This window comes from Nostoc sp. NOS(2021) (assembly GCF_017115025.1).
In the GTDB taxonomy this organism is placed as follows: domain Bacteria; phylum Cyanobacteriota; class Cyanobacteriia; order Cyanobacteriales; family Nostocaceae; genus Nostoc.
Map to the genome: position 1 here is coordinate 1 of NZ_JABXKM010000238.1, position 11,019 is coordinate 11,019.

At 45.0% G+C, this 11,019-nt stretch carries 12 protein-coding genes; 7 read left to right on the forward strand and 5 right to left on the reverse strand.

Annotated features, from left to right (window positions below; all coding sequences use genetic code 11):
• Positions 1–1,108: 1,108 nt before the first annotated feature.
• The 7 genes from HWQ41_RS25010 (at position 1,109) to HWQ41_RS34370 (ending at position 6,560) form a co-directional block, all read left to right on the forward strand.
• On the forward strand, positions 1,109–1,369 hold the full coding sequence (locus HWQ41_RS25010) for a hypothetical protein (protein ID WP_292769034.1): 261 nt from the start codon (positions 1,109–1,111) through the stop codon (positions 1,367–1,369).
• A 202-nt stretch (positions 1,370–1,571) separates the two neighbouring features.
• Entirely contained in the window at positions 1,572–2,180 is a 609-nt protein-coding gene (locus HWQ41_RS25015; RefSeq protein WP_292769036.1) for a thioredoxin family protein, read from the forward strand.
• Between the two features lie 8 nt (positions 2,181–2,188).
• Positions 2,189–2,902: a cytochrome c biogenesis protein CcdA gene (locus tag HWQ41_RS25020; protein ID WP_292769039.1), complete on the forward strand. Its 714-nt coding sequence runs from the start codon at positions 2,189–2,191 to the stop codon at positions 2,900–2,902.
• A gap of 140 nt (positions 2,903–3,042) precedes the next feature.
• Positions 3,043–3,639: a cytochrome b/b6 domain-containing protein gene (locus tag HWQ41_RS25025; protein ID WP_292769042.1), complete on the forward strand. Its 597-nt coding sequence runs from the start codon at positions 3,043–3,045 to the stop codon at positions 3,637–3,639.
• A gap of 8 nt (positions 3,640–3,647) precedes the next feature.
• Positions 3,648–4,364 (forward strand): molybdopterin-dependent oxidoreductase, encoded by a 717-nt coding sequence (locus HWQ41_RS25030; RefSeq protein ID WP_292769045.1) that lies wholly within the window; start codon positions 3,648–3,650, stop codon positions 4,362–4,364.
• A gap of 401 nt (positions 4,365–4,765) precedes the next feature.
• Entirely contained in the window at positions 4,766–5,959 is a 1,194-nt protein-coding gene (locus HWQ41_RS25035; RefSeq protein WP_292769048.1) for an NADH:flavin oxidoreductase/NADH oxidase, read from the forward strand.
• A 376-nt stretch (positions 5,960–6,335) separates the two neighbouring features.
• The gene (locus HWQ41_RS34370) at positions 6,336–6,560 is read left to right on the forward strand and encodes a hypothetical protein (protein ID WP_366931707.1); all 225 of its coding nucleotides are present in this window, start codon (positions 6,336–6,338) and stop codon (positions 6,558–6,560) included.
• Between the two features lie 218 nt (positions 6,561–6,778).
• Here the strand turns inward: HWQ41_RS34370 and HWQ41_RS25040 are convergent, their stop codons facing one another.
• The 5 genes from HWQ41_RS25040 to HWQ41_RS25060 all read right to left on the reverse strand — a co-directional run bounded on the left by HWQ41_RS25040 (position 6,779) and on the right by HWQ41_RS25060 (position 10,647).
• Complete coding sequence (locus tag HWQ41_RS25040; protein WP_292769051.1) at positions 6,779–8,071, reverse strand: tetratricopeptide repeat protein; 1,293 nt, start codon at positions 8,069–8,071, stop codon at positions 6,779–6,781.
• Positions 8,065–8,394 carry an NB-ARC domain-containing protein gene (locus HWQ41_RS25045; RefSeq protein ID WP_366931708.1) on the reverse strand — a complete coding sequence of 110 codons (330 nt, stop codon included), beginning with the start codon at positions 8,392–8,394 and terminating at the stop codon, positions 8,065–8,067. The genes HWQ41_RS25040 and HWQ41_RS25045 overlap by 7 nt, the downstream gene beginning before the upstream one ends.
• Positions 8,354–8,992, reverse strand: coding sequence for a caspase family protein (locus HWQ41_RS25050; protein WP_292769053.1), 639 nt, complete (start codon positions 8,990–8,992; stop codon positions 8,354–8,356). Before HWQ41_RS25050 ends, HWQ41_RS25045 begins: the two co-directional genes overlap by 41 nt.
• A gap of 112 nt (positions 8,993–9,104) precedes the next feature.
• Positions 9,105–9,977 (reverse strand): hypothetical protein, encoded by an 873-nt coding sequence (locus HWQ41_RS25055; protein ID WP_292769055.1) that lies wholly within the window; start codon positions 9,975–9,977, stop codon positions 9,105–9,107.
• A gap of 256 nt (positions 9,978–10,233) precedes the next feature.
• Entirely contained in the window at positions 10,234–10,647 is a 414-nt protein-coding gene (locus HWQ41_RS25060; protein WP_292769057.1) for a hypothetical protein, read from the reverse strand.
• Positions 10,648–11,019 lie beyond the last annotated feature (372 nt).

The window sequence follows — 11,019 nt, forward strand, 5'->3', positions numbered from 1 at the left end:
CTGGGTTGAAAGTCTGTTTGTATATAGGTTTTATCATCAGTTAATGTCCTAACCTTCTTGTCCGTTGCTATAAGTACTGCAAAAACCGGATATGTCGTAGGGATAAAGCGCAATGCTCATTGGTGTCAACTTAAGCTAAAACCCTTTTCAAATCTCGTTTCCAGTCTCTGGCTGGAAATGTTGATCATTGCGGCTCTGCCGCGAGTCAGAGGCGGCAGCCCCCTATTAGGCATTCCCAGTCTCTGACTGGGAACGAGACATGATTAATTTGTACAGTGCGTAAGTCCTACAGATGTCTATGATGCTAAGTTGCCTTCATTCACTTCAGCATGAGGTTTTCCTGAGAGAATACTTAAATTAGGTTATGGCTTTGAGCTACCATGATTGCCTGAGAAAATGCTGAGAATCAACTAAATTTTATCAAGGGATAAATTTATGAAAATCATGGCTTAGTTTCAGATAAGCTTCAGTACTAACAGAGATACTTTGGATGTTCGAGATAACTCAAACATCAGGAGTAATAAATCAAACTAGCTTTCTACTCATAAGTTTTGCCTTGGTTCGTGGAGTACTTACAACTTGAGATTGCTGTTTATCGTAAATCAAAGGGTTTAAGACCCCAACAATACAGGTAGCGTTATTTTCAGTCGGGGTTTAAATCCCCGTCTGAAAATGTCTAAAATGTTTGAATTTTGTTAGCGTAGCGTTAGCGAGTCTGCGTTCGCTTTTAGCGTCTCGTAGAGAGCGTCATTTTGAATTTTGAATTGTTAATGCCTTGTTGGTCTTGGTGAATATTCCCAAACCTGCTCCCCATAAAAGCTTTGACTTCCGCCGTACTGTGGGCTTAAGTATCAAAAATAATGGTTAACAAGAGTTGCGATCGCTTTTACTACTATTATTCAAAGTTGTGTTAGAACCGAAAGCGTTATTTGATTGCAACGTAGATGCGATGCCTACGGCGGCAAGCTACGCAGTAGCAAAAGTCTGATGGAGTCCTCTACAACAAGGCATCTTCTTTACCCCAATAGCCTTTATGAACCTACTTGTAGCTTAGTTTCCTCTGAATCAATCAATACAAAAAGAACTATCCAAAGGACGAAAGAAGACTATGAACTGGAAAACACTTTCTTTAATTGCTGGTCTGATTTTAACTACCAGTCTCACTGCTTGCTCTAGCACTCCAGAAACCAACAATCAAATTGCTCCTGAAGCCTCTCCGGGGATGAGCAAAGATAAAGCTGGCGATGCGATGAGCAAAGATAAAGCTGGCGATGCGATGAGCAAAGATAAAGCCGGCGATGCGATGAGTAAAGATAAAGCGGGTGATGCTATGAAATCGCCAGCTTCCAGCAGCCCTAGCCACAACTAGCTTTGCATCTCACTTTTCTTCTACTGGTTACTAGTGGTCTGTCAAATTCATTTTGACGGTTAGAGAGACGCGATAAATCGCCGTCTCTACAGGAAATTTATCCATCAATTATTTATTGACAGACTACTAGGGACTGGTTCCAGGAAAAACCTGATCCCAATCCCTATACTTTGGCGCTTTGACCTCAACAGGAGAAATTCTGATGAATCACAACCTGCTCCGCCGCCGTCAGTTACTTTTTTATCTTGGGTTAGGGGTTGTTGGAATCGGTGCAGCCACAACATTTCCCAACTTCAGAAAAGTGAATGCCCCTTCTATCTCTTCTGCAAATGGTAACAATACGCAAGGCTCGGAAGCTATTGCAGTGAAACCTCCGGCAGGCAAGAGTCTGCCAGATTTTCAGGGTATCAGTCAGTGGCTTAATTCTACACCTTTGTCGATCGCTGACCTCAAAGGCAATGTTGTTCTGATCCAGTTTTGGACTTTTGCTTGTATTAACTGCCAGCGTACCCTGCCCTACATCACTAGATGGCATCGGCAGTATGAGTCACAGGGACTCAAGGTGATTGGCATCCACACACCAGAGTTTGCCTTTGAGCGAGACGCAAACAACATAAAAAAGGCGTTACGACAACACAAAATTACTTATCCGGTTCCGGTTGATAACGAATATAAAACTTGGAACGCTTACGACAATCAGTATTGGCCCCACATGTTTTTGGCCGATCGCCAGGGCTTGTTGCAATATGACCATATTGGTGAAGGGGCATATGAAAAAATAGAGCAAACTATCCGCCAGCTATTGGGGTAGAAGGAATTGTGACTACTTCTACTTTATCAATCAGTCTGGCGTTACTGGGGGGTGTTTTGAATGTGCTTTCACCCTGTGTTTTACCGATTTTGCCTGTGCTATTGGGCCGATGTCTGACGACAAGCCGCTCCGCGTCTACGCTCCAATCGCATACTTACGGGCCAGTAGCACTTTTAGGGGGATTAATCGCTGGTTTTGCACTAGCAGGTAGTTTGCTAGGTGTAACAGCAAACTGGTTTACAGGCGTGATTAATTTATTGCGTAATGGTGCGATCGCACTCCTTTTATTTTTGGGATTACTGGCAATTTTCGCCACCTGGAGTTACCGAATATTTAGTTATATTCCAGTTGGCAAGTGGGCTAAAAAACCTACACGAATCGGACTCATGGGAGAGTTTTGGCTAGGGACTCAGTTGGGGCTTTTGTGGACTCCCTGTGCTGGGCCAGTTTTGGGTTTAGTACTAGCAGCAGTTAATCATCAAGTCGCAGGTGCATTTTGGCTACTGGTTGCTTATGGAATCGGGGCAGGTTTGCCTCTGTTGGCGATCGCCTACGGTGGGCGAATACTCAGCCAACGAATCCTCAATCTCCGCTCCCATAGTGCAGCGTTGCAGCGGATTGGTGGTGTGGCGATCGCGGCGACAGCAATTGCGATTCTTCTCGGTTGGGATGTCCAGATACAACTTTGGCTGGCTCCGTTCTTTCCCACTCAACGTCTGTGAGACGTGCCAATTTTAGATTTTGGATTATCAGACCCAATCCGAAACTCTAACAGGGAACAATATAAAAAATCTCAAATTCAAAAGTCTGACTGAGAACAATCTAAAAATCCAAAATCCAAAATCCAAAATCTAAAATTGGTATGACCTCATCAAAACGCAAAGTCCGCTCAACACCAAGTCAGACTTTTCTATCAAAAACCTTTCACTGGATTAATATCATCAGTCTCATCTTGATGATCGGTAGCGGACTGGAAATCTATAATGCTAATCCGGTATTTGGAGGGCGTGCAGGCTGGCATTTTCCTGACTTTATGTTGCTAGGAGGTTGGCTAGCGGGTGGCAGAAACTGGCATTTTACTGTTATGTGGCTGTTTTCGCTGAACTTACTTTGGTATGGAGTTTATATCTTTGTAACTCGTCGTTGGCAGCGTCGGTTTGTCGATCGCGGTGACTTAAAAGCATTGCAAGTCAGCCAGAACCCCAAGCGCAAGAATTACGCATGGCATCGGCTAGTTTATACTGCGATCATTCCAGTGCTACTGCTGGCGATCGTGAGTGGTCTGGCGATGTACAAACCTGCTCAACTGCATTGGCTTTCGGGGCTGTTTGGGAGTTGGCAGACTCTACGCACTGTTCACTTTATCACTGTTCCCACAGTCATACTGTTTACAATTGCTCATTCCTTACTTGCCCTGAAGGTAGGAAGCATCCATCTAATTAAGTCTATGTTCGTGTAGAGGTACTTATGAGTTTGATTCTTCCCAAACGCACTCTATCCCGTCGTCGGTTACTGCAAGTATCTGGACTTTCAGGGGTAGGTTTTCTTTTAGGTGGCTGTGGGACAAATTTGTTCTCAGATAATGTGCGGCAAATATCTGAGCCACTAAACCAACGTCTTGAAGCACTCCTGCTAAGTCAAAAACCAGTACCTGAATTTCCTGTCAATGCCATAGAAGCAGACAAATTGCTGATTAATACCTTTGACTTCACCCCGCAAATTGATCCGGCGCAGTTTCGCCTAAAGATTGATGGTGAGGTTAGTAACGCGATGCAATTGAGCATGGCAGATATTCAAAAACTTCCCTTGACTTCAACGGTGATTCGCCATGTCTGTGTAGAAGGCTGGGCTGCGATCGTTCAATGGGGAGGCGTGCGATTGCGAGACTTAGTAGCGCTGGTACAGCCGAAGTCAAACGTCCGCTATGTCTACTTCAAATCTGCTGATGGCTACTATGAAAGCTGGGATATTGCCTCGGCTGTACATCCTCAAACCCTGATGGCTTATCAAAAGAATGGACAACCATTATCAGTTGATAATGGTGCGCCCATCCGCCTAGCATCTCCAATTAAACTGGGATACAAGCAAAGCAAGTGGGTGACTCAAATTACATTCGTCAGTAATTTGTTACCGATTAAAGGCTATTGGGAAGATCAGGGCTATGAGTGGTTTGCAGGACTATAGTCACGCTATATGCAACTTATTCTTGTCACCCCGCTTCCAAACCAAAAACCTCAAAGAGTCCTGACTTTACAGCTATTTTCAGGTAAATAGACCACGCGGTAGGGGCACAGCATTGCTGTGCCCCTACGACAGATGTGGTTCAAATACATGATTTCTGCTGTAATCCCTCTCCTTAATAAGGAGAGGGACAGGTTTTGCGTAGCAGAACCAGGGTGAGGTTTCTTTGTCTGGGGTAATTCTCCACTCTATAGAGGGATGGGGAATTACGGGGATTGATTAAAAATCGTTGGATAAGCGACAAAAAATCAGACACCCAATATCTGAAACTCTTGATCCAAAATCGATTTTGACGAGCTAACTCGGATACTGGGTGTTAGTCCACAAAGCAAAAAAGTAACAGCATGACTACAGAGAAACTAACAACTTTGCCATCATCCCCAGCCCAGAGCGAATTAGAATTCATCGATTCCCCCGGTTGTAACTCAACGAGTCTGCACGACTCGGATGTACCGGAAGTGGACTTGTTTAGTCCACTGACAATTCGAGATATCACTCTGCCCGATCGCATAGCGATGTCACCAATGTGTCAATACTCGGCAGAGAATGGATTCGCAAACGATTGGCACTTCGTCCATTTGGGGAGTCGGGCTGTTGGAGGTACTCGCCTGATTGTAGTCGAAGCGACAGCAGTCACACCCCAAGGACGAATCACCCCCGGCGATCTTGGTCTTTGGGATGATGAACACATCGAGCCACTAGCTCGGATTGTACGTTTCCTTGGGCAACAGGGAGCGATCGCCGGGATTCAATTAGCCCATGCTGGCCGGAAGGCGAGTTGCAATCTTCCCTGGCTGGGTGGTACACCACTGACACCTGAACAAGGCGCTTGGCCTGTAGTCGGGGCAAGCCCAATTCCGTTTCAAGAGGGCGGCCCCGTTCCCATAGCCCTCGATGAGGCTGGGATTGAAGAGGTGATTCAAGCCTTCATTGCCACAGCACAGCGTGCCGTTCAAGCAGGCTTTCAGATTATCGAAATCCACTCGGCTCATGGATACCTACTGCATTCCTTTCTTTCGCCGCTAAGTAATCAACGAACAGATCGTTACGGAGGTTCCTTGGAGAACCGAATGCGTTTATTGCTGGAGGTAGTAAAAAGAATGCGAGAGATTCTGCCAAGCGGGATGCCGCTTTTTGTGCGTATCTCTGCTACCGACTGGGTAGAGGGAGGTTGGGATCTCAAGCAGTCAGTCATATTGTCCCGCGAACTAAAGGTATTAGGCGTTGATTTGATCGATGTTTCCACAGGAGGCTTAGTCCCTCATGCCAGGATTCCCGTGCAGACAGGTTATCAGGTACCTTTTGCTGCCAAAATCCGAGAGGAGGCTGGGATTAGGACTGGGGCTGTGGGGATGATAACTCAGGCTGACTATGCCAACCAAATAATTACTCGTGGGTGTGCAGATTTGGTTCTCATCGGTCGAGAAATGCTCCGCGATCCATATTGGTCAATTCGCGCGCGTTGCCATTTGGATGAGGAACCAAACTGGGCTTTGGCCTACGGGTATGCAGTTAAACCGCAGAGACGGGGGAAATAAATCTCCAGGGCAGGTGTTGCCAAATCAAATCCAGCAAATTACTTGTAATATGCGATCGCATCGCAACGAGTGGAGTTAAGCAATCGTCAGGATTTGATATTGCCACGCTTTGATCGCAATTGACTTGTGTTTAACCGTAGATGATATTATGGCGATCGCTTCAAATTTGCGATCGCTCTATCTATTTTTAATAAAAAAAGACTCACTAAGGGATTTCCAACAAATAAATTATCCAATCTTGTGGGGTGCGCATCTTGCCCGCCTTTAGCTATGGGCGGGTGAGACACCCACCCCACAATAAGTAGTTGGATATTTTTTTATTTGTCAGTCCCTAATCAACCGGACATGATATCAAAGCCTCGTTAACGGAGCTAAAATACTCGTTAACGGAGCTAAAAGCCTCGTTGACGGAGCTAAAAGCCTCGTTAACGGAGCTAAAAGCCTCGTTAACGGAGCTAAAAGACTCGTTGACGGAGTTCAAAGACTCGTTAACGGAGATAAAATACTCGTTGACGGAGCTAAAAGACTCGTTAACGGAGATAAAATACTCGTTAACGGAGCTAAAAGACTCGTTGACGGAGCTAAAAGCCTCGTTAAGTAGATAAACAAAAATATTTACAGTCATTGCAAACGGAGCGGAGCGATCGCACCCCTTGCGATCGCATTATTTTGGTTTGGTGCGATCGTAATGACATTGTGTAATTAATTATGTTGCCTACTTATTAGACTAGAATTTGAATCCCAGGCGGGTAATGCAGCCGGTGCAGATTACCTAAATTACTGAAACCAACGCCAGATAAAAGCAACCATTCTCCTGAATCAAGGCTGACGATTCCGCCGCAAGTATTCCAGATTCTTACAAATGGTTATTGTATTGGGATGATTTGCCCCCAACCGTTGTTGAGCAATCTTCAAAGCTTGGATTAACAAAGGTTCGGCTTCGCTGTACCTTCCCTGTGAACGATAGAGTCCTGCTAAATTGTTCAGGCTAGTTGCTACATCTGGGTGTGATTCGCCCAGCAGGCGTTTTCTCATAGACAAAGCTTGGATTAACAAAGGTTCGGCATCGCTGTTCCTTCTTTGTGAACCATAGAGTTCTGCCAAATTGTTTAGGCTAGTTGCCACATCTGGATGTTCATCCCCCAGCAGGCGTTTTTTCATCCTCAAAGCTTGGATGTACAAAGGTTCAGCATCGCTGTACCTTCCCTGTGAACGGTAAAGTGCTGCTAAATTGTTCAGGCTAGTTGCTACATCTGGGTGTGATTCGCCCAGCAGGCGTTTTCTCATAGACAAAGCTTTGATGTACAAAGGTTCGGCATCGCTGTTCCTTCTTTGTGAACGATAGAGTGTTGCCAAATTGTTCAGGCTAGTTGCTACATATGGATGTTCATCCCCCAGCAGACGTTTATACATCTCCAAAGCTTGAATGTACAAAGGTTCAGCATCGCTGTACCTTCCCTGTGAACGGTAAAGTGCTGCCAAATCGTTCAGGCTAGTTGCCACATCTGGGTGTGATTCTCTAAAACGTTCTCTAGCAGCTGATAAACATTGTTCACGCCAAGGTAAAGCTTGCTCGTAGGCTCCTTGACCTTCGTAAAATCTACCCAAGCCTACAAAAGGCGAAATTAAATCATCATCGCTTAACCAAGCTTGGTAAACTGTGGCAGTTTCCGCAAGGTGTGGGATAACCAGGGTTGCTTCAGCAAATTCTATCAATGTGGGTGTCTGAGGAATACTTCGCGCTACGGCTACCATCGCTTGACAAAAGCCGCGCTTGAGTTCATCAGCTTTAGCTAACTCTTCTAACTTCTGGCGCAATAATTCCTGAATGCGATCATGGATTTGGTATGTGTCCTCTGGTAATTCTTGCAGCAAATAATGCTCAACTAAAACAGCGCAGTTAGCTTTAAAGTCAAATTCCAAAGAGCTAGCACTTGCTGCTGATTCTACCAAAGACCAAGGTATAGGAGCCAAAGCAAACAAACTCAATAGACAAGCTAATTTTTTCGCTTCTGGTTCTAAGCATTGCCAATTCAACTCAAAAGCTGCTGCTACGCCAGACTCGCCTGCTGATGCTTGCTTTTGTAGCCGTGCGAGAATGTCTGCTAGCATAATACTCTCCCTGGCTCTCGGCACTGTGCTGCTATTTGGTAAAGTCCAATAGGTACATAATCCACAAATCTGTAAAGTCCCTTAGCAAATTCTAATTCCTTCTCAACCCTATCTTTTCCCAGCTGGGTTGTTAATAATTCTAATGCTCCATCTGCTGACAATTCGCCTAGCCGCAGTGATGGATATGTTAACCCTGTGTTTTGACGAGTGGTAATTAACACCTTAAACCGAGAACCTTTGAGTGGTAAATAGGGTTGAATTTGGTTCCAGTCTTTGACATCATCAAATACTAATAAAACAGTATCCTGTTTGAGTTTCAGAATTTACCTTAGCTTTTTCTCCTTCCCGCGTAGCCAGTAACACAAATTGTTGACTATCTTGCTTTGGCTGACCACTCAAAAAAGTTTTGCCACCTAAATTAGTTGGTCTTCCCTTCGACTCTAAAACATAATTGGCACAGGCATCAATAATACAAATATGATTACGAATCTGAAATTTATCGGAACCCAGCAAAACTAATAAAGAATTAAAATCTAAATTCTGCCAATTCTGTTTATTTGCATCAGCACAAATCAACCGACGCTCTCGTTCTGAGGTAATCACACCATGTCCCGCCCAAAAAATGTAGAGTAAATCCCCCGACTTGGGGGATAAGAAGTTAGTCACAATGTCGGAGATATTTTGCTCTGTTGCTAACTCTACAGTTAACCCACATTCCCCAATTAACTGATGATTTTCTTCCAGCGCTGATAAACATAACCGGATATTCTCCTTTGGTACACCGCGCCGATGCAGCCAATGAGCAAATTTCAGCGCGTCATCGGCTGGCCCCCCACCCGGCACATTCCAAGTAGATTCGTGGTACTTTTCAATACCCACAATTAACCCAAATGTGCGATCGGGTTTAGCCATCAACTGCATGATGACCTAGCCTCTCACGTTATTAGGACTTACGCACAAGAGATCCCCCAACCCCCTTAAAAAGGGGGCTTTTAGCCTTCCCCCTACGGTGTAAACACAAGTCTCAAGTAGTTTACGAATCTGTCTGAAGTAGTTTACGAATCTGGTTTTTACCCCACCCTAACCCTCCCCTTGTAAAGGGGAGGGAACTGGATTTCCGGCTTCCCCCCTTTCCAAGGGGGGATTGAGGGGGGTAATTAGGCATAGGCGAAATTTTATCAGTTAACTCAAGGCGGTTTCCTCTGACATAATTTGTTCCCATTGGCAACGCTAATTCAACAAGTGGCTTTAATAACCAGCCACCCAATCCTAATTCCGCCTCTCCCAAAGCCAGAGTCAGCAATTTCACAACATTGTCCCGCAATTGGGCATCGGTGAGTATGGGGGGAAATTTTTCTTGCTGTTCGCTAAGAAACATTGCTTGAGCTGCGATCGCTCTTGCTATTGCTGCATAATATTCACTCAAATCAGATTCGGAAACTGTGAGCAATGCCTGATAATACGGTTCACTGCGAATCACAGCCTCTGGTGCTTCTGCAAATATCTCTGCAATTCCCGCCTCTTGCAACTTAGCTTCCAGTTCCAATGTCGGAGTGAGACTTGCTACACGAGATTGTAAAACATCCCCTGGTTCTTCCCCAAAAGGATTTCCTGACTCAATCGGTTTCAAAGACAACAGCCGCAATTCATACAGAGGGTCACGGTATAATTGCCCCCATAATACAATATCTGCATCTTCTTCTCCTGGAGATAAAGCCAGTGTCGCATCATTCAAGGGTACTGATGCCCGATTACCATTGAACCTTGCACCTAATGCACCCCAAAGGCAGGGAGCAACTTTGATGTCAGGACGTTGGGCGTGAATCTTTCGCTCAATTATCTGAAAGATTTCGTTGTATTCTGGTTCTCTAATGCCAGTGCCATGTACAAATATTACAGTAGTCATTGTGATCAGGGTGGCTAGCGATGCCTGGGTTGGGCTACGCCTACGCAAAGCTTTTCCTCTGTATTATTCCTCACTACTTTCTCTGACACAAGAGAACTTAGCGTGAAAAGTCAGGTATTACAGCAGTTTTCAAATACGTAGATTACAGCCAATAGTTCGTTATTGTAGGATGGGCATTGCAATGCCCATCCTACTTACTCTGGCCGATTCAGATAAAATCTGCTGTATGGCTATTGAAAATCGCTCTAAGTTACCCTTAAACCTCAGACGTGAGAAACCTTGATATCTCCGCATGTGCCAACACAGCACCAGGTTCGCGCTGGAGAGCGTTGTAATATTTTCTCTCAAAGGTATTGCCCGTCTCTAACGGTACAATCAGCGTGCGGACATCAGCAATCAACTTTTCAAAATCGTCCATCGCTATCGGTTCATCTGCTTCGAGCATTTCATCAACTTGCACAACCACCTCAGAAATGCGATGTAGCCAAGCAAATTGTTCATGAGCGATGACAAGTTGAAGTAGTTCTCCGCTTGATACTCGTCCACTAACCTGTTCGTAGGCAATGCGTTCTGTCTCCAGCAACATCTTGTGAAGGTGGAGTAATTTGTTTCGTAAATCACGCAGATATTGATGTTGACGTATTCTTTGTGAAAGTGTGTTAGAAGTCAATGTTACCCATCCTCTCGTTACAATAGTCTTCAATGGCTTAAATAATTTCTGCGTCGCTATTCGTCACGAATAGACTGTAGCGAACAACTGGTTTTTTGAGTGTCCGCTAGCGATGAATAGCATATCCAATCGTGGCGTAGACGCTCGCTAGAAGGCTTGCCGCTCTGATCAGAACTTTCTCCTTCCCTTCTTTTCAAGACGCTCCATGTAGCTTGCTTCCCCGTAGGGGTACGGGAGCGGCACTTAAGATACATCGCCACTTACTCACTGTCTTGTACAAACAGCACCATTAGCCATCTGCCCAACCTCAGTTCATGTATTTGGTTTCCTTGCTAAGAAGCATTAGACCTCTTGCAAAAGTCCCCTAACACC